The following is a 23,337-nucleotide window of genomic DNA, read 5'->3' as shown; positions in this document are numbered from 1 at the left end:
TGAAAATTTTTGTTTGTCATAGATTAGGGACTTGTAGCATTCCCCCGCCGATCGGCTCATACCAGTCGGTCAGCAATGGATGCTTCAGCCCGGATTGATCTGCCCACGCAAAAACAGCTACATCCGGCCACAAGGCGGCATAGCTTGTTCTCGCAAGTTTCTATCGGTTTATTGAAGAGGATTGCTGACCAACAATAGGTCAGGATTCGTAGTCAGCGCTTCGTTGCAATAATCGCAAACAACCTTGACCGTAACATCACCGTTTGAGTCATACGCTATTATATCGCTGCGCTCTTCGGGGGTCAAGAAATGGAAACCGAGCTGCTGCTCTGTCACTGACGATCTGTCGATGGAGCCCATCGCTGTCTTGCAATGTCTGCATATATAGTTTACAGCCATATGTATGCCTCCTGAAGAGTAGTTATACCCTTCAGTATGCCCCGTAACGCCACAAACTAACGGTTACCGATTAAACTTTGCCATTGTTTCTTCAAATGGCGCCTTTAATCCGAATTCAGCGGCATCGCAGGCCTGCTCAATCATGTGCGCCAGCTTGTCGCGCTCCGCCTTCGGAAAGTTCGCCAGAACGTAATCGGAGATGACGTTGCCTGGCTGCGGACGCGAAATTCCCATCCGAATCCGGTTGAAGCTTTGTGTATTCAGGTGCTGGATAAGCGACTTGATGCCGTTATGCCCGCCTGCGCTGCCTTGATAGCGAAGCCTTAGCCTTCCGATTTCGGTATCCAGATCATCGTAGACGATAATGCCATCGGCCAGATCAGCCTTGTAGTAGTCAAGGAACGAGCGTACCGCTTCGCCCGACAAGTTCATATACGTCATAGGCTTGATCAGCGCTACCTTCTGACCGCCGACATTGCCCTCGCCGATCACCGCTCTATGCTTGCCTTGAGGAGTCAGCGTGATGCCCCATCGCTTCGCCAGCTCATCCACGACCATAAATCCGACATTATGCCGTGTATCCTTATATTGAGCGCCCGGATTACCGAGCCCAACAATCCATTTCATATGATATCCTCCTAAAAGGTTTTCGACCATAACCTAAGCGAAAGCTTAGGTTGGAGAAAACCTACTTCGTAAGCATAAGCTTGGTTTTCGACCATAACCTAAGCGAAAGCTTAGGTTGGAGAAAACCTACTTCGTAAGCATAAGCTTGGTTTTCTGCTTTCACCTAAGAGTAAGCTTAGGTCGAAGAAACCTACTTCGTGAGCATAAGCTTGGTCTTCAGCTTTAACCTAAGCGTAAGCTCAGGTTTGGAAAACCTGCTTCGTGAGCAAATAAGCTTGTGCGCACCCATCGTAGATATGGTGCAACTAGCATCTTTCGGCAACCACATTACCTCCTTAATGTAGCACAATTAGCGTTAATTTGCGAAGAGTTGTCCCCGAACGCAAGCAAGCTGCCCTCCAGGGAGGACAGCTTGCCAGGCATATTGATATGGCCTTCTAAGTGCTTGTTGAGATTTCCTCGTGAACCGCATTGTCGGAACGCGATTCCGCTTCTTGAGCTTCCACATCCTGCGCTTCCTTCTCTTCCTCACTCAGCTCTTTCTGCGGCGCCAGCACCGTGACGATCACAAGCTGGGAATCGGATTTGGCCTCTACGCCCCCAGGCAGCTTAAGATCGGAGACGAGAATGCTGTCGCCGATGCCAAGCTCGGATACATCGACCTCGATGGCTTCTGGAATATCACCTGGCAGACACTGAACCTCCAGCTCATGAAGGATCACTGATAGGATGCCGCCTTCACGTACGCCGGTAGAGTCGCCTGTCGCGTCAATACGGACGCTCGCCCGTACATTCTCGTTCATATTGATCTGGCGGAAATCTACGTGAAGCAGCTTATGATTCAGCGCGTCGCGCTGAACATCCGCCACCATGACGGAATGCACACCAGATTCGGGTACACTCAGCTCCAGCACCGCGTTGGGATGAGAACGCAGCAAGGTAGACAATTCCTTCTCGCTTACGCTGATTACAGCCGAAGACTGCAGTTGCCTGCCATATACGACGCCAGGTACCTGGCCGCTAATGCGCAGCTGACGCAAATCGCCTTTGGTAGCCCCGGTCCGTTGTTCCGCTTGTATTGCAATTGCCATATGGAACCCTCCTCGAAGAATTGGATGTCCATATCACTTTACCCACATCTATCAGAAATTAATCACATATAAGGCCGTGTCGAGCCGACAATAGCTACTCCGTGCGTTCTTTCTTCGCCTTCGCCCGGGCGCGAATCTTGTCCGCATACCCCGGCTTGTTGACCTGACGTTCACGGGCAATCGCCAGATCCCCGTCCGGCACATCCTGCGTAATGGTCGTTCCCGCAACGACATATGACCCGTTACCCACCTTTACAGGGGCAATCAGATTCACGTTGCTGCCGATAAAGGCGCCGTCGCCAATTTCGGTTACCGCTTTGTTGAAGCCATCGTAATTGACCGTAATGGCGCCGCAGCCAATATTGACGTCCTTGCCTACAATAGCGTCGCCAATATAGCTCAGATGCGACACTTTGCTGCCATCATCAAGTGATGCGTTTTTCAGCTCGACGAAATCGCCTACCTTGCACCCCCGGCCAAGCTTCGAGTCCGGGCGCAGATTGGCGTACGGGCCGACTGCGCTTTCTTCGCCAATGACCGATTCGCAAGACGTTGAGTATTTAATCGAAGCGCCATTATGAATCACGGTATCCACCACTTCCGCAGCCGGACCGATGACACAATCTTCGCCAATTACGGTAGATCCGCGGAGAACGGTGCCCGGGTAGACGACCGTGTCCGAGCCGATCTGCACGCTGGCCTCAATATATGTATTGGCCGGATCGATAATCGTCACGCCGTTCAGCAGATGCTTGCGGTTGATACGCTCGCGCATATAACGCTCCGCTTCTGCCAGCGCGACACGGTCATTGACGCCGATAGCTTCCGCTGTATCATCGGTGCAATAGCCCTGTACGACCTCTCCCGCTTCCTTCAGCAAGCCGATCACATCAGTCAGGTAGTATTCACCCTGCGTATTCTCATTATTCACTTTGCCCAAAGCGTCGAACAGCTTGCGGTTGTCGAAGCAATACGTACCTGTGTTAATCTCTTGTACCGCCGCTTCTTCCGCCGAGCAGTCCTTATGCTCAACGATCCGCTGTACCGTTCCGTCCTCTCCGCGAATAATGCGGCCGTATCCAGCCGGATTCTCGAAGGAAGCCGACAGAATCGTAGCAGCTGCTCCGCTATCCGCATGCAGCTTCAGCATCGCGTGCAGCGTAGTAGATTGAACAAGCGGCGTATCGCCGCAGATCACGATTGTTGTACCTTCTTCTGTGCCTAGCAACGGTGCTGCCTGCAGAACCGCATGGCCCGTTCCAAGCTGCTGCTCTTGCAGCACGTATTCCGCAGCATCACCCAAATACGACTTCACCATATCTGCTCCATGCCCGACCACAACTACTGTCCGTTCGCTGGACGCTTCCTTGACTGTATCCAGTACATGGCCTACCATCGGCTTCCCGCTGACGGGATGCAGCACTTTATATAGTTTCGATTTCATCCGTTTGCCTTGACCGGCAGCCAGTACAATCGCCATCACTCTCATTTTTTGAATACCCTCCCTATCACCTAGCAATCCTCACTCGAATATAGCTCATATTGAAACAAAAGAAAAGAGAGCCTGGGCTCTCTTTTCCATACGATACCATTTTTGCAGAAGCTGAATAGCTCCGCTATTATGCCCCTTCTTCAATCGCAACTTCATCAGCCGCGCGCTCATATTCTGCCAGGACGGCAGCTTGAATCTTCTCACGAGTCGTGGAAGAAATCGGATGAGCGATATCACGGAATTCACCATCCGGAGTCCGCTTGCTAGGCATAGCTACAAACATACCATTATTACCATCGATAACGCGAATGTCGTGAACCACGAATTCGTTGTCAATGGTTATGGAAGCAATAGCCTTCATGCGACCTTCCGAGTTCACACGGCGGAGTCTGACATCAGTAATTTGCACTTGTGTTCACCACCTTTGCCTATCTGAGACTTGGTGTATACTTCCACGTTTTTGTGCCAATTCCTTCTGCTTTTTTGGTAAAATGATACTCAATTTAAAATATTTTTTTTAGTATGCATTTTTTTCGTTTTCATTCGACATATGTCGATGCAATCACTTCTATTTCGACAAAGACGTCCTTCGGAAGCCTTGCCACCTCTACAGCGGAGCGAGCCGGTTTATGGTCGCCAAAATAGGAAGCATAGATGCCGTTGACCGTTGCGAATTGGTTCATATCTTTCATGAATACCGTCGCTTTCACCACGTCCTGGAATGACGCTCCCGCTTCTTCTAATACCGCTTTCAAATTACGGAATACTTGATGCGTCTGTTCCTCGATACCGCCCTCTACTAGAGCGCCTGATGCATCCAGAGGAATCTGGCCGGATGTAAAGAGCAATCCGCCCAGCTTAATCGCTTGCGAATAAGGACCAATCGCGGCCGGCGCTTCACTCGTCGAGATGACTTCCAGCTTCGTATTTGTTGTCATGACTATTCCCCGCCTCTCAGCTTTTGAAATAATTGCCCGGAACAACCGTGGTATGCTTCGTCTTCATATCTACCGCTGTCAGCTTGGCAAGCGACACATAGTCCTCCAGCAGCCGCTCCTCCAGCTCTACCTCGCCAGACTCCACAAATACGCCGACGCCAGCTACCGTCGCCTTGAATTCATAGAGCAAGTCCATCATGCCCTGAATCGTGCCGCCGGCTTTCATAAAGTCGTCTATAATCAGAACGTGTGACTGCTCCTTCAAGGCTCTGCGCGCAAGCGACATCGTCTGAATGCGCTTGGTCGAGCCCGACACGTAATTAATACTTACCGCGGAGCCTTCCGTCACCTTATTGTCTCTACGAACAATGACAACCGGAATATTCAGGCAAGCTGCTGTCGCATAAGCAAGCGGAATGCCCTTTGTCTCCACCGTCATAATGACGTCAATCTTGCGGCCAGAGAATGCCGTCGCGAACATGCGGCCAACGTCAGCCAGAAGCTCCGGCTGTCCAAGCATATCCGTCATATACAGATAGCCGCCAGGAAGCACGCGATCCGGCTGCTCCAGCTTAAGACAGATGTCTTTCATAATATCGAGCGCAACAGTCTGCCGCATCTGCGGCATATACCGCACTCCGCCAGCAGCGCCTGCGAGCGTCTGCAATTCTCCGATGCCCTCTTCCTCGAACACTTCTTTTATAATAGCCAAATCCTCACTAATGGAAGACTTCGCGGATTGATAGCGGTCAGCAAATGCTGTCAGCGAAATTAACGTGTGGGGACGAGATAACAGGTATTGCGTCATTTCTACTAATCTCGAGCTTCGTTTCAACTTCTTCATTTCCATGTCCCCCCACTAAATCCGAATAATATAAACACAATATAACATTTTTATACGGATTTAAGCAAGAAGAACGTCATGATTATGTAAGCATTCTTACCACGTATACTTCCTTGCAAAATCCGCGAAGTCCATTATAGATACGAGGAAGTTTCGCTTCCTTCGAAACAAGTCCGAATACGGTAGGTCCGCTGCCAGACATGAGCACCCCGTCGGCACCCAGACGAAGCATGCTCTCCTTCAATTGAAGAACTTCTGGATAGAGATCCAGCGTAACCGTCTCCAGCACATTGCCAAGTCCCGCGCACATGTCCTGGAAGGAGCCTTTCGCGAGAGCATTCCGCATCGCGGGAATGGAAGGATGGTGCTTCAGATCGTTCGCACGCAGCCGTCCGTATACATCGGCGGTGGACACATTGATCGGCGGCTTCGCCAGCACGACCCAGCATTGCGGCGGCGGATCGATATGCTCCAGCTTCTCCCCCCTGCCCCGCGCGATGGCTGTCCCTCCCGTAACGCAGAACGGCACGTCAGAACCAAGCTCCGCCCCAAGCACGCACAGCTCGTCCTCCGATATGTTCAGATCCCACAGCCGGTTCAAGCCGCGAAGCGCAGCAGCTGCATCGCTGCTTCCGCCTGCAAGGCCGGCAGCCACAGGTATTTTCTTGTCCAGATGAATATAGACGCCTTTCCTGACGTCGTAGCGTTCCTTGATCAGCCTTGCCGCTTGAAAAGCCAGATTCTTCTCATCCAGCGGAATATAGCCGACTTGGCTTGATATGATAATCGTGTCGCGCGGAAGCTCTTCCATCTCCAGGCGGTCGGCCAGATCGACCATGGTCATGATCATCTCGACTTCGTGATAACCGTCATCCCGTTTGCGAAGCACGTCCAGCAGCAAATTAATTTTGGCTGGTGCTTTTTCATAAATTTTCATCCGATATGTTCACCCGTTCGTCTCTAAGCTTAGCTTAAGCCCCATTATAACAAAGGAATACAAGAAAAGCTAAACCATGGCAACTGCTTCTTTGCAGTCCGCACAGGTTTAGCTTCTACGCACCTTCACTATGGCTGCTGTGACTTCGACGCTGCTTGCTCCGCCAACTGAATCGCGCGCTTGACCATATTGCCGGCATCCTTCGCTTTAATGCTGCCCCAGCCTTCCTGCTGGACGGTATCGTAAAATCCCAAGTCTTTGGCCAGCTCGTACTTCAGCTGTTCTGACATTACGCTGCGCCTTCTGCGTCCCATATCCATATCCCTCCGCTGTCTGGAATTTGCTCATTCATGCTGCAAACACGGCTTGACGAAGGTAGTATGTGTCCCCTACAGACGATTATGCGCAAAAAAAAAGCACAGATTGCTCTGCGCCAGATGCCTTATCGGCCTTATGAAACTTATGTCGATCTATTGTTGAAAAGCGATGCGTACTTGACCCTCATCATTGCACACGGTCACTTCCACAGATTCTGTCAGGATGTCCGCATAGCTGTAGGAAACGCGTTTGAAAGCGTGCTGTTCCTCATCCAGCTTAACAATGAACACAGAAGGGTAGATTTCTTCCAACGTGCCGGTCCGTTCAATGGTCTTTCGGCGACCACCGTTTGCCCGAAGACGGATCTTGGATCCCACATGGGCTTCCAAGCTGCGTTTTATATCCAACAGCGCATTTTTTGCCATTGTCAGCTACCACCTCTTTCCTTGTCCATTATAACCAAAAAAAGAGGGTTTGTCAAATGAGGCAAAATATTATATCAGTCCAATATTTCTCTTGTCAACGGTGATTTCACCCATTTTTTTAAAAATGAGAAAATCTAAACAATAGTTTGTGCATAATTCCCTTGATTATACATTCCAATAGTCCTACGGTGCCGACGTTACCTTCGGTTTGGGCAAGCCAACCCTGTACCGTCCCATCGTCTCGATGCCGCCTACGCCATCTATTCCGCTGATCGTACCATGAATCACATCAGGCAAATTGATGGCATCTCTTATGGACGTATAGCTGGCCTTGATCGCGATATAGACCGGGTCAAGCGCATGAATCAAGATGCGGCCCGGAGAGCTGGCAAAATTAGAGCCCGCCTGCAGCAGCGCCTCAAAATGTGATTGGCAAGCGCCGGCCACGACTACGAGGCCGTCCCTATTCTTCTCGTATTCTCTAGCCACTCGTACCGCATTCACAAAGTTCTGCGAATTCTTGTAGCTCGTAAGGCTATAGATTTCGTTCGGTGCCCGGTTCTTCAGTACGCCGTCATGTCCGGTTATGACGACGATATCCGGCTTGATCTGGGGCAGCAGCCGATACAGCACATCCGCCATCTGCGATTCGTGGATATGCAGGCCGTGAGCAGGCACATGCATCGTATTGTAGAGCTGCATGCTCTTCTTCAAGTAGTTGCCGTCACCGTCTAGATGAAGCACCTTGCCGGGCACCTCAAAGTAATGGGCATTTTGCTGCTGCTGCTGAGCAAGCCTGATGGCTTCCTCTGTGCCTAGCGCCTGCCGCTCTCTATCGGTGTGCATTTTCTTTAACGATTCATTCACTTTAATCCGTACCTGTTGTACTGCGCGTGTAGACTCGGGATCGCGCACGACCGACAGATCAGGAATTGGCGCATCCGCCAGCAGCCGGTAATCCGTGCCCTTCAGGACGGCATTATGGGTACGTACATCCTCGACACGGAACAACACGTCACCGCCATACGATTTGCGGACGACCAGGTCCCCATGCTTCATAGGTTAATCACCTCTTCGTCTATCCTATGGGCGGACCCTTCGAATGGTGATCAAAAATGTAGGCTATCGATTCCAGCCCGCTTCATGCAGGCTAGTCGACAGCAAGGCGAATTCGTCAAGCGACAGCGTCTCGCCCCGTCGTCCTGGATCGATGCCGATACGGTTCAGCATGGCCGTCAGCTCCTCACGGCGTTCCTTGCCTACGAACGCCGTCAGATTGTTCGCCAGCGTCTTACGGCGCTGTGCGAAGCTGGCCTGGACGACACGGAAGAAATAGGCCTCATCCGGTACGTCTACGGCCGGCGTATCCCTTACCGTCAGCTTAATAACCGCAGAGTCGACGTTTGGCTGCGGAATGAAGACGGTATGAGGTACGGTGCAGACTAGCTGGGGCACACAATAATACTGCACAGCCACGCTAAGGCTGCCATATTCCTTGCCGCCCGGCTTTGCTGCCATCCGCTGGGCAACCTCCTTCTGAATCATCACGACAATATGCTGGAGCGGCAGACGCTCCTCCAGCAGCTTCATCAGAATCGGGGTTGTGACGTAATAAGGCAAGTTCGCCACCACGCTTACGCCCGCGCATTCGGAGAATTGCTCCTGGAACAGCTGCTTGAGGTCCAGCTTGAGCACATCACCATGAACGACCGTTACTTCCGGGTTGTCAGCGAGCACATCAGCTAGTATCGGAATCAGCCGCTGGTCGATCTCGACGGCCGTTACTTTGCCCGCTGTCTCCGCCAGCTTCTGTGTCAGAGAGCCGATACCCGGTCCAATCTCCAGAGCGCCCTTATGTTCGTCCAGCTCAGCTGCAGCTACTATATTATTCAAGACGTTGCCGTCGATTAAGAAATTTTGTCCAAGGCTCTTCTTGAAGGAGAAGCCGTGCTTTGCGATAATTTCCTTCGTTCGTCTCGGCGTACCGATATCCGAAGCGCCCGATTTCTTCGGCGCCTTGGCTTGCCCGCTCCCGCTCTCTATACTCATTCGTTATTCCTCCAGTTTCTTCTCCATCTCTCGCACGGCCTCTTCGAACTCCGCCTTCGATATGCAGAAGCTCGTACAGCGCTTATAGAACTGCTTGCCGTTGGCATAGCCGATGCCCAGCAGCTTGCCCATAATCAGTCTCCGATTGGCCGCATCGTCATGGATGATCAATCCCGCTTCCATCAGATCCTCCCACTTGATCTCGCCCTCTTGCGCCGATGACTCGGTACGAAGCTCCGACAAGGCCTTCACAATCGCCTCCGGACTTGCGTTCTCAATGCCGATATCACCTTTATAATAAGCCATCTCCTGCGGGAGAAAGGCATGCTTGCAGCCAGGGGCACGACGTGCCACAATCTTGCGAATTCTCTCGCCGGCATGGTCGGGATCGGTGAAGATGATCACGCCTCTTCTCTCGCTGGCAAGCTCAATGCGGCGCAGCACATCTTCGCCGATGGCCGATCCGTTGGTTTCGATCGTATCGGCATCAACAGCCCGCTTAATCGCCGCCGTATCGCTTTTGCCTTCCACCACGATTACTTCCTTAATCAACGTTCCCATTCCTTCCTGTTCGTTCCCTTAGCTTCAGCATATCCTACCTTCCTTAATCATGCAAAGACACTTCATCCATTCCGCAAGGCAAACGGGGCTGTTCCGGTGGTCATGTGACCCTCGGAACAGCCCCGCTTCTCTTTGACACAGATTAGCTAGCTGTCGGTTTGTTCGGACCAAGAATATAGACGGTATATCCCGTCTTCTTGCCGAACTTCGTAGCATGGCTATTGCTGTCAAAATAAACATCGATCTTATTGCCCTTTATGGCGCTGCCCTTATCCTCAGCACGGCGGAAGCCGATGCCCTCGATATAAACCCACCAGCCGATCGGTATAACCTTCGGGTCAACCGCAATGGTGCGGCCTTCCTTCACGCGAGTACCGGAGGCAGTAATGCCATAGTCCGGATGATCCTTATCCTTACCGGTAGACGCCACGCCAGCGGAATAGGCTGTCAGTGTTACATTCTTCAGCATCTTCTTCGCCTTGAACGTCACGTCGCCTTTGGTTACGGTCATCACACTCGGACTGTTGTTCGACAGAATGGTTACCTTCGGCTCAGGCTTCTTGGTGCCTACCGCGACCACCTGATTCACCGCTGCTGTCTGAACGACCTTGCTCACAACTTGATTCGATACCAGTACGCCATCCTCGTACTTTTCTTTCTTCTGCTCAACCACGACGCCTTCCTTGCCGGTCTGAACAACCTTCTCCTTGCCTTGTTCCAGTGTCGGGTCTTCTTTCTTCACGATAGAGAATGGCACAGTTTTCTCGAGCTCGGACACTTTCGTATTCACTCGAACTATAGTTATCATCTCTTCCGCCTCTACCGGTTGGTGGAGAGGAGGACTAATTGTATCTTCATTGCGTAGCGTTAGATTGAGTTCCTCTATCGCCGCCTGTACCGTCTTCTCTGTCGTGTACACCGTTGATGTCTTGCCATCAGCTTTTACAACGACCGGAATCGCATGATTCACTTCGACCCGGTCCCCATTCTTAATCGGTGAATTAAGCGGGACAGACACCTCATCATGAGGTCCAATTGTAATAGCTTGTTCATCCAGTAGGCGTTGCAGGACCCATTGCTTTGTTTCCACAACGGTTTCTTGTCCATTCACTACTACGGAGACGCTTTTGACAGCCGTTCCGTACAACAACACCAAAAACATGAAAGTCATAGCGATTGAGATTACAGCGCTCAACATAATCAAACGCAAGTTTCCATGCTTCCATCGCATCGCGAAAGTCATGCTGGATGATCGTTTCCCATGGGTGTCCTTAGATGACTGGATTAATCCCACTTCTTCGGTCCTCCTTCATAGCCCCGCCGCCAAGTGTTACGCATGTTACAACTGACGCGACTATAATATATTGGCGTGCAAGCACGCGCTCCAGTAAAGCAGTCCCTCTCACCTCCCTGTTTATCCCTATGACGACGTTTTACCGTTTATTCAAACTTGGGATGGATGTCGTCCTTGTGAAGGGTATGTGTGGTAGGCGCCTAAGCGTTCACGATGGGATGGGAGTGAGGAGTGTTGATGAGGCTTATGTTGGGTTGCTAGACTGGAAATCCAATACAAAACGAAAAGCTCTGATTTGAATGATACCTTCATCAGAGCCCAGTTGTAAAGATGCGATAAAATGCGATTTTCACGAAAAAAGCGGGAAAACTTCAAAAATATACGTGATTTCAGCGACAAAAATCAGTTTTATTGCGCGAAAGGTCTTTATTTCTCGGTTTTAAACCGACTTTCATACGATTCCAAAACATTTTTTACCGTTTTCGGTTGTGATTTGAGCAATTTCCTCCACCGTTTTCCCCTTAATTTCGGCTGCCGCCTCCGCCACAAGTGCCACATAAGAGGTCTCATTTCTCTTTCCACGATATGGATGAGGAGTTAGATAAGGGGAGTCCGTTTCGATCAAAAGACGGTCCATTGGAACCCTTTCCAAAACCTCTTTTGGCACCCTTGCATTTTTGTAGGTGACAGGTCCTCCGAAGGAGATATAGAAGTTCATATCGAGACAAATTTTAGCGGTTTCCCAGCTTCCGGAGAAGCAATGCATGACGCCTCCAATCTCCTCTGCCTGCTCTTCCTTCAATATGCGAATAATGTCCTCATGCGCATCGCGGTTATGGATGACAATCGGCTTTCCGATCTTGCGCGCGAGCCTGATTTGCTCCCGAAATACACGATGCTGCACGTCCTTCGGTGACGTATCCCAGTGATAGTCCAGTCCAATTTCGCCGATGGCGACGACTTTCTCGTGCTTACACAGCTCCTCGATCCAATCCAGATCCTCCGGCTTCATATGGATGCTCTCGACCGGATGCCAGCCGACAGCCGCGTAGATGAAGTCATATTTCTCTGCGAGCGCCATCGTCGTCGGGATGGTCTCCCGGTCAAAGCCAATATTGACCATTAGCTCGACACCAGCCGCGCGAGCGCGTTCGATCACTGCCTCGCGGTCCTCGTCGAATTTGTACGAATCAAGATGGGTATGCGTGTCAAAAAGTACCGGTAAAGTCATCGTGTCGTTTCACTCCTATAATCATTCATTTCATTATAAGTCGAGCTTAAACAATCTCAGCATCCGCTCGGACAGAAGCTCCTTGTTCTTCCGCAGCGGCTCCTCCGGAAAATATAAATGGTACTGTCCTTGATGCAATCCTGTAATAGAACGAACAATGTCGGATTTCATGGAAATCTCGCTAATTCGATCCTCGCTGTCCAGCAACAAAATCGGCGCTTTTTCACGTTTTTCTCCATTGTTCTGATCCGGCCTGTATACGTCATACGGAAGGTCAAACGGGTAATCAATCTCCATATGATAATCCGGATGGAGACCGACCGACTGCAGCGCATCCGTTACTTCTAATAGAAGTGATTCATCAGGATTATCGATGGTTACATACTTATATAACTGTCTGTTCAGGAAACGACGGCACAGATCGCTAAGCAGTTCATCCGATTCCTCGGCCCATTCGGCGAATGCCGTCTGGGCAAGCGGTTCGTCCAGCTTTAAGTAATCGCTCAGAGAAAGCGTGTTGTTCAAGAGCTGCTGAAGCGGTCCCGCCATCCAGCGGAACGTATAGCCTTGCTCATTCAATTCCTGCGCCCGCCGGAAAATTTGCCTCAATATAATCTCCGAGCTGCGCGTGACGGGATGGAAGTAAATTTGCCAGTACATTTGGTATCGGGACATGAGGTAATGCTCTACGGCATGCATACCGCTTTCCTTCACGACTATTTTGCCCTGGTACGGCCTGAGCACCCTTAGAATTCTCTCCAAATCGAATGTGCCGTAATTGACTCCGGTGAAATAAGCATCACGAAGCAAATAGTCCATCCGGTCCGCATCCATCTGGCTTGAGATTAAGCTGACGACAATCGGCTTCGGATACGTCTTCTGAATTACGGCAGCAACCTTGTCCGGGAAGTCATCCGACACTTGCCGGAGCACCTTATTAATGTCCGTATCGCCGAGCAGAATGTTGCAGGTCCATACTTCATGGTCTGTATCAAATATTTCTTCCAAAGAATGCGAGAAGGGTCCGTGGCCTACATCGTGGAGCAGTGCGGCACACAGCGAGACCAGCCGTTCTTCGGACGGCCAATCCGGGTAGCCGCTGCGCTCGAATTGCGATATGATGCGCCGCGTAATTTCGTAGACGCCAAGCGAATGGGAGAATCGGCTATGCTCTGCCCCGTGGAACGTCAGGTAGGTTGTGCCAAGCTGCCTGATCCGACGAAGCCGCTGAAATTCCTTCGTATTAATAAGCTCCCATATCGTCTGGTCTCTGACATATACATAATCGTGTACCGGATCCTTAAATACTTTTTCTTCCGTTAACGGCTCTCTCATCTTCTCATCTCCTTTGTTCATAGTTTCGACACAAAACGCAGTACCATTGTCGAATAGTGTCGTAAAATAGTTTCCAAAATGTCGAAGCTGTTGTATTCTATTACATAGCAATTGTCCGATGATCCCCCGAGATCGCTTGTGGTTACAGCGATCTGGCAGAAGATTCTAGGTTGACTGTTTTGGGAAGAGTTGGTATTATAGTAACATGGAATCTACAAACATTGTCGAATGGTGACGAAAATACATTTTGTGAGAGGATTTGATAGATAATGATGAAATCAACAGGTATCGTACGTAAAGTCGATGAGCTTGGCCGCGTGGTAATTCCAATTGAATTGCGCCGTACACTTGGTATTGGCGAGAAGGACGCGCTTGAGATTTATGTAGACGGAGAGCGCATCATGCTGAAGAAATATGAGCCTGCTTGTATCTTCTGCGGCAATGCAGAGAACGTTTCCTACTTCAAAGGAAAAATTGTTTGTCATATTTGTTTATCAGAAATGCCTACTCCTGTGACAAAATAAAAAAAATCGGTTATAATCAATTTATACCTACTTGTTAATTCTAACCTTTTTATACTCCTTGTTGCCTTCCTGCGCTAGAACCCGGCCAGGAAGGTCCTTTTTTTCTCCGGCCATTCTATCGGACCTTCCCCCGCAGCCTATCGATTTACTTCATTATATACGTCTCTCTTGGGAACTCCCCGGTCGATGGCCGCCTGCTTAATGGCTTCCTTCCGATCCATTGTCGTCTCATAGTGTGCGACATGGGCAGCTACATCCAACTGGGACCACCACATCTCTTCATTGGACGACTGGGCCGTGTCCGCGCCTTCCACGACGATACAGAACTCGCCTAGCGGACCATTGTCCCGGAACCAGTCCAGGCATTCGGACAACGTTCCTCTGACAGCTTCTTCATGCCGCTTCGTCAATTCCCGAACCACCGCCGCCCTTCGATCGCCAAGATGCTCAAGCATCGCATCGAGCGACTTCGTCAGCCGATGGGGCGATTCGTACATAATAAGCGTGGCTGCTTGTCCCGACAGATCCTTCAGCCACTTCCCAAGCGACTTTTTCTCTCTAGGAGGAAATCCGGCAAACAAGAATCGATCCGTCGGCAATCCTGACATAATGAGAGCGGACAAGGCCGCATTCGCTCCCGGCACCGGAACCACCGTTATCCCTTGTTCTGTCGCTTCCGCAACGAGATCAGCTCCCGGGTCAGATATGGCTGGCAATCCGGCATCGCTTACGAGAGCAATGGACTGCCCCTCAGCCAGAAGCCGTATTAACTCAGGGCCGCTTGCCGCTTTATTATGCTCATGATAGCTGACCAGACGCGTATGAATATCGAAGTGGGTGAGCAGCTTGCGGGATTGTCTCGTATCCTCCGCTGCAATCAGGTCCACTTCCTTCAGAATTCGAATGGCGCGCATCGTCATATCCTCCAGGTTGCCGATGGGCGTCCCTACCAGATAAAGCGTTCCCGCTTCCCCATTCATGCCATCGCTAGCTTGGACCGAATAGCTTCGCTGTCTCTTCATACGATCTGAACTCCTTCGTCGTTGTATACCATAATTGGCGGCAGCAGCTTAATATCCGGCTTCCCGTCACGCATGGCTTCAATTAATACCATATTCGCTTCTGCGCCCGCATGGGGATGGACGAACTGGATTCGCTTCGGCTCCAGCTTCCAGCGTCTAAGCGATTCTATAATATCGAGCAGTCGGGATGGCCGATGGACGATCGACAGCTTGCCGCCAGGACGCAGCAGCCTGCAGCAGGCTTGCGCCAAATCTTCAAGCGTGCAATGTATTTCGTGCCGCGCGATGGCATAATGTTCGTTCTCGTTCTTATCGCCAGCTGTAACTGGCATATAAGGAGGATTCACTGTAATGGCATCATAGGCGCCATTGGCCACAATCTTAGGATAAGTACGCAAATCCTGTTCCAGCACCGTAATTTGTTCTTGTAATCCGTTCAATGCGACACTTCTTCGCGCCATATCGGCCAGTCTCGGCTGGATTTCGATCGCATCGATGGAAGCTTTTGTCCTTGATGAGAGTAAAATCGGAATGACGCCGTTGCCTGAGCATAGATCGGCAATCCGGCCGTGCTTCGGAATATTCGCAAATCGCGACAAGAGTACCGCATCGAGCGAGAAGCTGAACACTTCACGGCTTTGAATGATCATCAGCCCCGTATCCGTTAACAAATCGTCGATTCTTTCACCCGCGGTAAGCGGAATAGATGGTTGTTCAGACACGTTCATGGTCTCTCCTTTATATCCTTCGTTCATTTTTTCCATTTTGGAGGTTGTTCAAAAAGTACTGTTTCTTACCCTAAATTTATTTAGAAAAAAGACCGTCCTCAGCAGTAAGGACGGCCTGTCGATACGGATTCCACTTATTTGTTCAAGAAGGAGAGGCAGAACAGACAGTCGCCCTCCGTTCGTAGATGTCCGTAATATACGTTGCAAATATGGAATCCTTCATGATATAGCCGCGTGAGATTGTCATGGCCCTCGCCTACCGCAACGCTGCCCTCTTCGAGGCCAGCCTCATGATTTGGCGACAGCTCCGCATCCGCCGTACTGACTTCGCTCTGTACGGCGACTCCCACTGCTTCGCGCTCGGATATCGTCTCTCGCTTGAATACCTGCCGCAGCTGATGATTCTCGATGCTAAGACGCTTGTTCTCCTCCAGCAGCTCTTTCACCTTAAGCTTCAGAGCGCTGAGCTCGGCATGGAACACTCCCATTCGATTATCCAATTCATCCATTTGAACAAAAATATCTCTCTTCTCCAAGTTCCCACCCCAGAACTTCAAGCGTGAGCGTTACCTCACCTATCAGAATGACTTCTGCCGCTTGCTTACTTCACAACGACGTCGTCTAACGGCAACTCTTTTGGCTTGCCTGGTAAATCGAACAGCTGTACGTACACGCTCTTCGATCCGGCATTGATTCCTGTCACTTTGCCCTCACCATACGAAGTAACGACGATCTTGCCCACGGCAGGCAATTCTTCGCGCACGCTCTCATAATTGTCATGCTCATACTTCAAACAGCACATCAGACGTCCGCACAGGCCCGATATTTTCGTAGGATTCAGCGATAGATTCTGGTCTTTGGCCATCTTGATGGAGACCGGCTCGAAGTCACCAAGCCATGAGGAACAGCAGAGGACGCGTCCGCAAGGCCCGATGCCACCAAGCATCTTCGCTTCATCCCGTACGCCGATCTGGCGAAGCTCGATTCTGGTCCGGAACACACTGGCCAGATCCTTGACGAGCTCCCGGAAGTCGACACGGCCTTCAGCCGTAAAGTAGAAAATGATTTTATTGCGGTCGAAGGTAAATTCGACATCAACCAACTTCATACGAAGCTGATGACTCTTGATCTTGTCAAGGCAGGTTGTGAATGCATTCTTAGCCGCTGCACGGTTTTCTTCCACAACCTGCGCATCAACATCGCTTGCGATTCGTATCACCTTCTTGAGAGGGAGAACAACATCCGATTCACCGACTTGCTTCTGTCCCACCACCACTTTACCGTATTCGATTCCGCGGGCGGTCTCAACAATCACATGCTGTTCCTTATCCACGGGGTGCTCGACCGGGTCAAAGTAATAGATCTTGCCCGCCTTCTTGAAGCGGACACCGATGACATTATACAAGGATTAGCCCTCCTGTAAGTTTACCAATAGTTGCTCAAACGCGAGTTGTGGCGATACATTCGCCCGCATGCGCTTGCCTGCTTCCAGGACATGCTCCATACAGCTTACCCAACCTGCGAAGGAGCGATTATAAGCATTGCTGCTTATCCATTCCAACTGATCTATAAAAACAAGCTTGTCCTGCCTTCCGGCCTGGAACTGTGTCAAATCTTTAAACCATAGTGTCAATAATGAAAGCAGCAGATCCATATGATTCGCTAAATCTGTCTTAAATAACTGCTGCTGGGCAGTGATCATCGCCGCGGTGAATCGGGACGTACTCTCCTTGCCTAATTGTATCACTAGGTTTCTGATTTCTGCAAACCCATTCTGCTGGAGAATTTGTCTAGCGCCGTCCAGTCCGGAGGACAGCTGGACAGCGGCTCGGGCCAGCAGCGGCGAGGCTCCTTCGGCCGTCAAGCGCTCCAGCATCGCCTCAGGCGGCATTGGAAGAAAAGGCACCCACTGCGTGCGCGACCGAATCGTCGGCAGCACCGCTTGTCCATTATCCGTAATTAAAATCGCAACGATCGGAGATACCGGCTCCTCCAAAAACTTAAGCAAGCTATTCGCCGCTTGAATCGTCATCTTCTCCGCCGCTTCAATAATATACACGACGCGTCCCGTCTGCGTGCTGCGATAGGACAGCGAACGTTGCAATTCACGGATCTGGTCAATCTTGATGCTTTGCCCGTCCGGAGCCATCATAATGAGATCGCTCTGATTGCCATGGTCGAACTTCCGGCATTCCAGGCATTCGCCGCAAGCATCCCAGCCATCCGTGCTGCAGAACAGCGCTTTGGCAAATTGCCGCGCCATCTGCATTCTTCCCGTACCGGTTGGACCGCTGAATAGATAGGCATGTGAAATTCTATCGCTTTGGAGGGCATGCTTCAGTATGCGCTGCGCCTTCCATTGTATATCGGCATGCTCTAAGCTCATCATTCTCGTTCCTTACCTTTCCTGGCGTCGCAAGGCTAGAACATGAGATTGATCAGAATCCCCCGTATCTCGCCTATCTTGTTCAACAGCTCGATTCTACCTTCCTCGCTGTCGAGCAAGTCCTCCGCCATCGTTACAAGCGTGGCGTCGATCTCATCGAGAAGCTTGTAGCGCTTCACCCGCCCGCGGCGGTCGAAGCCTCTGACTTCCTTCAATCCGACGCCGCGCCTGATTGTATCCTCCAGGAACAGCTTCACCATTTGGCGGTAAAGCATTAGCTCCCTTACCGTCATATTCTTGGCGAGACGATCGCCTTGCCGATGAATATCTTGCAGCTTCTGATTCAGCTGCTCCTGTGTTCGCTGCGCATCCTGCTGGACCATCACATCAGCGAAGTTTGCAGGCTGCACCGGCTTCATGGATGAATCGGCGCTCGCCCGGTTCTGCCCAACCGGGCGCCAACCTTGGTCAACTCTCATCTATGTCACACCCAATCAGAAGTGTTCAAAACGTTCTACCGGCATAACGAATACCGCAGCCCCTCCGACCTGTACTTCTACAGGGAACGGAATGTAGGAATCGGTCGATCCGCCCATCGGCGATACCGGCGTGACCAATTGGTCGCGCACCTTGCAATTCGAGCTGATGACTTGGAGCACTTCATGCACCCGCTCATCCTCAATCCCGATCATAAACGTGGTATTACCTGCGCGAAGGAAACCGCCCGTACTTGCCAACTTGGTTGCTCTGAACCCTTCCCGAACAAGCGCATTAGACAGTTTGTTGCTATCCTTATCCTGAATAACCGCAATGACTAATTTCATCTTCATTCCCCCTTGGCTTCATTAGAATAGGTAAACAATAAATGACTTAGTCTTCCTCTGTGCTCGTGCTGTGGTACCCCTTACAATTGACGCTGCAACGAAGCAAGCTATATCCCACTCAAGCGTTGTTCGACAATAGCCACAACCGCCTGCAGCACCCGATCCGGTGTTTCCTCCGCATCTACCTGGTGTATGCGATCCGGGAATCGCTCCATCACCAAGTGATAACCTTCGCGTACGCGTTCATGGAACGATTGTCTCTCCAGATCCAGACGATTAATCTCCCGCTGGGGATTGCTCGCGATTCGCGACAGCCCTACCTCCGGGGAGACATCCATATAGATGGTTAGATCAGGCATCGTACCACTGATGGCAAATTGATTGATTTGCCATACTTCCTCGATACCAAGCCCCCTTGCATGGCCTTGATAAGCAAGGCTGCTGTCAACGAAGCGGTCACAGATGACAATCTCTCCAGCTTCCAATGCCGGAATGACCTTCTCCACCAGATGTTGTCTGCGGGATGCTGCGTAGAGCAGCGCCTCCGTTCTTGCATCCATCGTCGTATGCTCGGGGTCCAGAATCACGGTGCGAATCTTCTCCGCGATCGGGATGCCCCCTGGCTCCCGCGTGACGACTACGCGATAGCCCTTATTCTGCATTGTATTCGCAAGCTGCCCAATGAGTGAGCTTTTGCCGGCGCCTTCGCCGCCTTCTATTGTAATAAACAGTCCCGTACTCAATCTGCGGTTTCCCCTTACTGTAAGTAGCGTCCTTGTCCTTTCATTGTAACAAAGCGGTACTGGTACTACAATGAAATTTACAGGGATATCCCTTGTATTTCGACCCTCTTCAACATTTCTCTTCTATTAATATAGCTACGGTATCCATTGTGCTGTCCTCAGCACCCTGGAACCTCGCACCGGCACCTGATAATCGCTTGATATCGGCAAGATGACGATCCGTGAATCGCTCTCCCGGATAGAGAAGCGGTATCCCCGGAGGGTAAGGAATGATCATTTCGGCGGATGGATGATGAAGAGCTTCATGCAAAGGGACTCTCCTGCTTGTCTGCTCCTTCGCTCTTGCGAATGAGACTGGTTCGCTGATCCCTTCGCTCGGGTCTACGAGCTCCACCTGCTCCTGTCGATTTGGTTCACGGCATTCAGCAGATACATATGTTTGATGAATGTCCTTCAAAGCATCCTTTAACCGGGATATAGTTCCGTCAGGGCACACATGAGGACCCATGACCAATACTGTATAAAGAGGATCCGACATCTCCGCCCAGCATCCGCGCTTCTCCAGCTCCCGATGCAGCTCGAATCCTGTCAGCTTCCCGCTCGGTACCGTCAGTATTAGTCTCAGCGGATCAGTCTGTTTGTCCGTATGTAGCTCAGTCTCACCTACAGTGAATATCATCTTACTTTCCTTTACCCAATTTCGGAAAGAATGTACCGCCTCGATCGCGGTATGGAAGAAATTGTCGCCAAGCCTATCCACTATTGCGCGGGAAATATCGAGTGAAGCCATGATGGGAAAAGAAGGACTGGAGCTTTGCACCATAGCCAGCGCCTCTCTTACTCTACGTTGATTCAGAAGCTTCCCTTGCATATGAAGCATGGCCCCCATTGTTAACGCCGGCAAGGTCTTATGCGTGGACTGCACTACTCCATCTGCGCCCGCCTGTATAGCCGAAGTCGGCAAATCTGGATGCATCCCATAATGAGCACCATGTGCTTCATCGATCAGCAGCGGCTTTCCCTGTGCATGACATGCTTCTACGTACGCGTCCAGCTTCACGCCCATTCCGTAGTAATTGGGATTAGTGAGGAACACGCCTCTCGCCTGCGGGTATTGATGAAGCGCTTGCTTGACCTGCTCAAGCGATGGAATCGTTGAGAGTCCCGTGCTTGAATCGATGTGAGGTGTCAGGAATACAGCCTTGGCACCTGCCAGCTTCATCCCGTTAATGACTGACTTATGTACGTTCCTCTGTACGATGATGATATCGCCGGGCTCACATACAGCCAGAATCATCGCCAAGTTACCAGAAGTACTGCCGCCAACCAGAAAGCAAGTCTCCTCCGCTCCATAACAATGAGCTGCCAGACGCTGTGCTGCCAGAATAGCGCCTTCCGGGTGGTGGAGATCATCCGTTGAAGACAGCTCTGTCACATCGAGACGCATAATAGCGGATAGCTGCTTTCCTATATCTAATGCATCCTCGGTATCGATAGTATGGAGCGCATGCAGAAGCGCCGCCCCGTTGTGATGCCCCGGTACATGGAAGCTGGCGGGACTGCTCTGCGCATGTCTCATCAACGCCTCAAACAGCGGAGCTTGTAATCTTCCCATCGCGATCGATCATCCTTCCGTTCCAATCCGTTCGTCCGTTGACTGATTGGGTGTCTATTCATCTATTGTACGAAGTCATGTCCCAGACGTAAATAAGGCTGTGTCTTCATCTAGTGTCAGTCGTTTTTGCAGATATAAAAAACAGCCTCTGTTCCCAGGGCTGTTTCAAGCATTTTTTTCAACAAATAATTGTTTCATCTGATGAATGAAGAACGGATATTTGGCATCCTTCACATCCGTATGGACCATCTCGGTCTCACAATCGGCGCATATGAAGCCGAGTACAATGCGGATACCTTCCCCTTCTGACTTCGACTTGCCGCAAATCGTGCATTGATGAGTGGTGGTTTGATCCATAATCATCCCCGCTTTCTCATTCCGTTAACTCTGTTCCTATTATTATGCCACGAATTCTAGTGAAATATACTTGTTTCATAACGTATTTCAAATATTTATATATCTTATGCTGCGTCTGGGCGAATGGTGATTGACAACAGATGTAAAAGTTAAACTTCACGAACCTCCTGTATTTGCCGATATATGTAATGGAGTTTTAGCAAGATAACGGAAGGATGTCCTGCATGAAACAATCCCTAGCGGATCAAATGAACGCCACGATCTATCAATATCAACTGGTCAAAAGAGTCATCGTCAAGTCAGAGCTCATCCTGAGCCATCTCATCATAGCGGCTATTTTCCTCGGCTTTCAAATGCTGAATTACGGCATACACGGGTTATTCGCTTGGTTATTCGGGTTTGCAGCGATACAAGTGCTCCACCTCATTATTATCGTCTTAACCTTTATCTCCGTCACTGAAGCAGCGGAGCGTCAATGGACATGGCGCATCACACCGCCCTGGATCGGATTCAAGCCGGCCAATGATATCTCGCTCCTGATCTTCAGACGCGTCCATCGGCACCTATTCTGGCTGGGCTTGTGCATCATTGCTGTCCTGTATCCGTGGACACCGCCCTCCATTATGATCAGTCTGATCTCCTGGCACATCTGGCTCATCATTCCCCGCCTTATGTTGTCCTTTGCCTTCCGCAAGCAGCGCAAAGACGGCGTCTTGCGCCTCCAATGGAAAGAAGCATCCTATTATCATCGTTAAAAATGGCTTAAGCCCTGTTGCACACAAGCAACAGGGCCCTTCACATTCTCCCCGAGAGAATGGTCTTTGACTTTAGGTTTTAATCTTTAAGTTTTTGTCTTTTGTCTTTAACTTTTCTTTTTAAAAGTAATTAGCCTACCGCATCCGTTACGGTAGGCTCCTGTGCTTGGCGACGTCCATTCCGCACCGGATGAGTAGGCTTCGAAGCTCTACTTCACGGTCGGCGTCTGAACCTACCGCTAAGGCCGGGCCAACATCACCGAGATGCTTCGATCAAAGGTTCGGACACTCTCCCAGCCAGGGAGAGGAACGTCGCCCGGGGGCTTTGGGATCAAGGGCTTCGCCGATCCCAAAGTCCCCGAACGCACAAAAAACCTGCCGCAGTCATCTGCGACAGGCCATTTTGTGCTTGGCGACGTCCATTCCGCACCGGATGAGTGGGCTTCGAAGCGCTGCTTCACGGTCGGCGTCTGAACCTACCGCTAAGGCCGGGCCAACATCTCCGAGTTGCTTCGATGAAGAGGTTCGGACACTCTCCCAACCAGGGAGAGGAACGTCGCCAAGCACAAAAAACCTGCCGCAGTCATCTGCGGCAGGCCATTTTGTGCTTGGCGACGTCCTACTCTCCCAGGACCCTGCGGTCCAAGTACCATCGGCGCTGAAGGGCTTAACGGTCGTGTTCGGTATGGGAACGCGTGGTTCCCCTTCGCCGTCATCACCAAACGATCAAGGGTTTGCACCTTGAAAACTGGATACGAAAGTAACTGTTGAATCATCCTTAGCAGTAGGATAAGCCCTCGACCGATTAGTATTCGTCAGCTCCACACATTGCTGTGCTTCCA

29 protein-coding genes and 1 rRNA gene are annotated in these 23,337 nt (G+C 50.8%); 3 read left to right on the top strand and 27 right to left on the bottom strand.

The features are described 5' to 3' along the window. Positions 1-168: 168 nt before the first annotated feature. The 16 genes from AC0YNW_RS27050 to AC0YNW_RS26975 all read right to left on the bottom strand — a co-directional run bounded on the left by AC0YNW_RS27050 (position 169) and on the right by AC0YNW_RS26975 (position 13,541). A complete protein-coding gene (locus AC0YNW_RS27050; protein WP_387479960.1) occupies positions 169-399 on the bottom strand; it encodes an anti-sigma-F factor Fin in 231 nt (76 codons plus the stop codon). Between the two features lie 63 nt (positions 400-462). Continuing rightward, complete coding sequence (gene pth, locus AC0YNW_RS27045; protein ID WP_475834515.1) at positions 463-1,026, bottom strand: aminoacyl-tRNA hydrolase; 564 nt, start codon at positions 1,024-1,026, stop codon at positions 463-465. Between the two features lie 437 nt (positions 1,027-1,463). Continuing rightward, the gene (locus tag AC0YNW_RS27040; protein WP_475834514.1) at positions 1,464-2,117 is read right to left on the bottom strand and encodes a 50S ribosomal protein L25/general stress protein Ctc; all 654 of its coding nucleotides are present in this window, start codon (positions 2,115-2,117) and stop codon (positions 1,464-1,466) included. A gap of 94 nt (positions 2,118-2,211) precedes the next feature. Then, positions 2,212-3,606 (bottom strand): bifunctional UDP-N-acetylglucosamine diphosphorylase/glucosamine-1-phosphate N-acetyltransferase GlmU, encoded by a 1,395-nt coding sequence (gene glmU, locus AC0YNW_RS27035; RefSeq protein ID WP_475834513.1) that lies wholly within the window; start codon positions 3,604-3,606, stop codon positions 2,212-2,214. A 130-nt stretch (positions 3,607-3,736) separates the two neighbouring features. Then, the gene (gene spoVG, locus AC0YNW_RS27030; protein ID WP_087571183.1) at positions 3,737-4,018 is read right to left on the bottom strand and encodes a septation regulator SpoVG; all 282 of its coding nucleotides are present in this window, start codon (positions 4,016-4,018) and stop codon (positions 3,737-3,739) included. Positions 4,019-4,148: 130 nt separating this feature from the next. Continuing rightward, entirely contained in the window at positions 4,149-4,547 is a 399-nt protein-coding gene (locus tag AC0YNW_RS27025) for a RidA family protein (protein WP_387479964.1), read from the bottom strand. A 16-nt stretch (positions 4,548-4,563) separates the two neighbouring features. Next, positions 4,564-5,391, bottom strand: a complete 828-nt coding sequence (gene purR, locus AC0YNW_RS27020; protein ID WP_387479965.1) for a pur operon repressor — start codon at positions 5,389-5,391, stop codon at positions 4,564-4,566. 82 nt (positions 5,392-5,473) lie between these two features. After that, positions 5,474-6,328 carry a 4-(cytidine 5'-diphospho)-2-C-methyl-D-erythritol kinase gene (gene ispE / locus AC0YNW_RS27015; protein WP_475834512.1) on the bottom strand — a complete coding sequence of 285 codons (855 nt, stop codon included), beginning with the start codon at positions 6,326-6,328 and terminating at the stop codon, positions 5,474-5,476. Positions 6,329-6,456: 128 nt separating this feature from the next. Then, complete coding sequence (locus AC0YNW_RS27010) at positions 6,457-6,642, bottom strand: small, acid-soluble spore protein, alpha/beta type (RefSeq protein ID WP_387479967.1); 186 nt, start codon at positions 6,640-6,642, stop codon at positions 6,457-6,459. Positions 6,643-6,798: 156 nt separating this feature from the next. Next, a complete protein-coding gene (gene veg, locus AC0YNW_RS27005) occupies positions 6,799-7,071 on the bottom strand; it encodes a biofilm formation stimulator Veg (protein ID WP_116050072.1) in 273 nt (90 codons plus the stop codon). 183 nt (positions 7,072-7,254) lie between these two features. Then, the gene (gene yabG / locus AC0YNW_RS27000; protein ID WP_387479968.1) at positions 7,255-8,130 is read right to left on the bottom strand and encodes a sporulation peptidase YabG; all 876 of its coding nucleotides are present in this window, start codon (positions 8,128-8,130) and stop codon (positions 7,255-7,257) included. Between the two features lie 63 nt (positions 8,131-8,193). Continuing rightward, on the bottom strand, positions 8,194-9,120 hold the full coding sequence (gene rsmA, locus AC0YNW_RS26995) for a 16S rRNA (adenine(1518)-N(6)/adenine(1519)-N(6))-dimethyltransferase RsmA (protein WP_387479969.1): 927 nt from the start codon (positions 9,118-9,120) through the stop codon (positions 8,194-8,196). A 3-nt stretch (positions 9,121-9,123) separates the two neighbouring features. Further along, positions 9,124-9,672, bottom strand: coding sequence for a ribonuclease M5 (rnmV, locus tag AC0YNW_RS26990; RefSeq protein ID WP_387479970.1), 549 nt, complete (start codon positions 9,670-9,672; stop codon positions 9,124-9,126). A 151-nt stretch (positions 9,673-9,823) separates the two neighbouring features. After that, complete coding sequence (locus AC0YNW_RS26985) at positions 9,824-10,975, bottom strand: ubiquitin-like domain-containing protein (RefSeq protein ID WP_475834511.1); 1,152 nt, start codon at positions 10,973-10,975, stop codon at positions 9,824-9,826. A gap of 451 nt (positions 10,976-11,426) precedes the next feature. After that, positions 11,427-12,206: a TatD family hydrolase gene (locus tag AC0YNW_RS26980; RefSeq protein ID WP_475834510.1), complete on the bottom strand. Its 780-nt coding sequence runs from the start codon at positions 12,204-12,206 to the stop codon at positions 11,427-11,429. 33 nt (positions 12,207-12,239) lie between these two features. Continuing rightward, positions 12,240-13,541 carry an HD domain-containing protein gene (locus tag AC0YNW_RS26975; protein WP_387479973.1) on the bottom strand — a complete coding sequence of 434 codons (1,302 nt, stop codon included), beginning with the start codon at positions 13,539-13,541 and terminating at the stop codon, positions 12,240-12,242. A gap of 269 nt (positions 13,542-13,810) precedes the next feature. Here AC0YNW_RS26975 and AC0YNW_RS26970 point away from each other — a divergent pair, with 269 nt between their 5' ends. Further along, positions 13,811-14,065, top strand: coding sequence for an AbrB/MazE/SpoVT family DNA-binding domain-containing protein (locus tag AC0YNW_RS26970; RefSeq protein ID WP_028609554.1), 255 nt, complete (start codon positions 13,811-13,813; stop codon positions 14,063-14,065). 137 nt (positions 14,066-14,202) lie between these two features. Here the strand turns inward: AC0YNW_RS26970 and rsmI are convergent, their stop codons facing one another. From rsmI to AC0YNW_RS26920, 10 genes are all read right to left on the bottom strand, one after another. Next, positions 14,203-15,087, bottom strand: a complete 885-nt coding sequence (gene rsmI / locus AC0YNW_RS26965) for a 16S rRNA (cytidine(1402)-2'-O)-methyltransferase (protein WP_475834509.1) — start codon at positions 15,085-15,087, stop codon at positions 14,203-14,205. After that, complete coding sequence (locus AC0YNW_RS26960) at positions 15,084-15,815, bottom strand: tRNA1(Val) (adenine(37)-N6)-methyltransferase (protein WP_387479975.1); 732 nt, start codon at positions 15,813-15,815, stop codon at positions 15,084-15,086. The genes rsmI and AC0YNW_RS26960 overlap by 4 nt, the downstream gene beginning before the upstream one ends. Positions 15,816-15,949: 134 nt before the next feature. Beyond that, a complete protein-coding gene (locus AC0YNW_RS26955) occupies positions 15,950-16,324 on the bottom strand; it encodes an initiation-control protein YabA (RefSeq protein ID WP_475834582.1) in 375 nt (124 codons plus the stop codon). Positions 16,325-16,416: 92 nt separating this feature from the next. After that, complete coding sequence (locus AC0YNW_RS26950) at positions 16,417-17,220, bottom strand: PSP1 domain-containing protein (RefSeq protein ID WP_387479977.1); 804 nt, start codon at positions 17,218-17,220, stop codon at positions 16,417-16,419. Between the two features lie 3 nt (positions 17,221-17,223). After that, positions 17,224-18,201 carry a DNA polymerase III subunit delta' gene (gene holB / locus AC0YNW_RS26945; RefSeq protein ID WP_387479985.1) on the bottom strand — a complete coding sequence of 326 codons (978 nt, stop codon included), beginning with the start codon at positions 18,199-18,201 and terminating at the stop codon, positions 17,224-17,226. Positions 18,202-18,236: 35 nt separating this feature from the next. Beyond that, a complete protein-coding gene (locus AC0YNW_RS26940; protein WP_475834508.1) occupies positions 18,237-18,680 on the bottom strand; it encodes a YaaR family protein in 444 nt (147 codons plus the stop codon). A gap of 15 nt (positions 18,681-18,695) precedes the next feature. After that, positions 18,696-19,025 carry a cyclic-di-AMP receptor gene (locus tag AC0YNW_RS26935; protein WP_119803331.1) on the bottom strand — a complete coding sequence of 110 codons (330 nt, stop codon included), beginning with the start codon at positions 19,023-19,025 and terminating at the stop codon, positions 18,696-18,698. Positions 19,026-19,132: 107 nt separating this feature from the next. Next, on the bottom strand, positions 19,133-19,768 hold the full coding sequence (tmk, locus tag AC0YNW_RS26930) for a dTMP kinase (protein WP_387479979.1): 636 nt from the start codon (positions 19,766-19,768) through the stop codon (positions 19,133-19,135). A gap of 109 nt (positions 19,769-19,877) precedes the next feature. Next, positions 19,878-21,383: an aminotransferase class I/II-fold pyridoxal phosphate-dependent enzyme gene (locus tag AC0YNW_RS26925; RefSeq protein WP_475834507.1), complete on the bottom strand. Its 1,506-nt coding sequence runs from the start codon at positions 21,381-21,383 to the stop codon at positions 19,878-19,880. A gap of 165 nt (positions 21,384-21,548) precedes the next feature. Beyond that, positions 21,549-21,740: a sigma factor G inhibitor Gin gene (locus AC0YNW_RS26920; protein WP_387479986.1), complete on the bottom strand. Its 192-nt coding sequence runs from the start codon at positions 21,738-21,740 to the stop codon at positions 21,549-21,551. 224 nt (positions 21,741-21,964) lie between these two features. Between AC0YNW_RS26920 and AC0YNW_RS26915 the strand changes: the two genes are divergently transcribed. Both AC0YNW_RS26915 and AC0YNW_RS26910 read left to right on the top strand, forming a co-directional pair. Beyond that, entirely contained in the window at positions 21,965-22,495 is a 531-nt protein-coding gene (locus AC0YNW_RS26915) for a transposase (RefSeq protein ID WP_119803325.1), read from the top strand. 264 nt (positions 22,496-22,759) lie between these two features. Further along, entirely contained in the window at positions 22,760-22,969 is a 210-nt protein-coding gene (locus AC0YNW_RS26910) for a hypothetical protein (RefSeq protein ID WP_475834506.1), read from the top strand. A 132-nt stretch (positions 22,970-23,101) separates the two neighbouring features. Here AC0YNW_RS26910 and rrf read toward each other — a convergent pair. Further along, positions 23,102-23,218 (bottom strand): 5S ribosomal RNA (gene rrf, locus AC0YNW_RS26905). Positions 23,219-23,337 lie beyond the last annotated feature (119 nt).

This window comes from Paenibacillus sp. J31R120, assembly GCF_056269225.1.
This window is presented reverse-complemented; position numbering and strand designations above follow the sequence as displayed.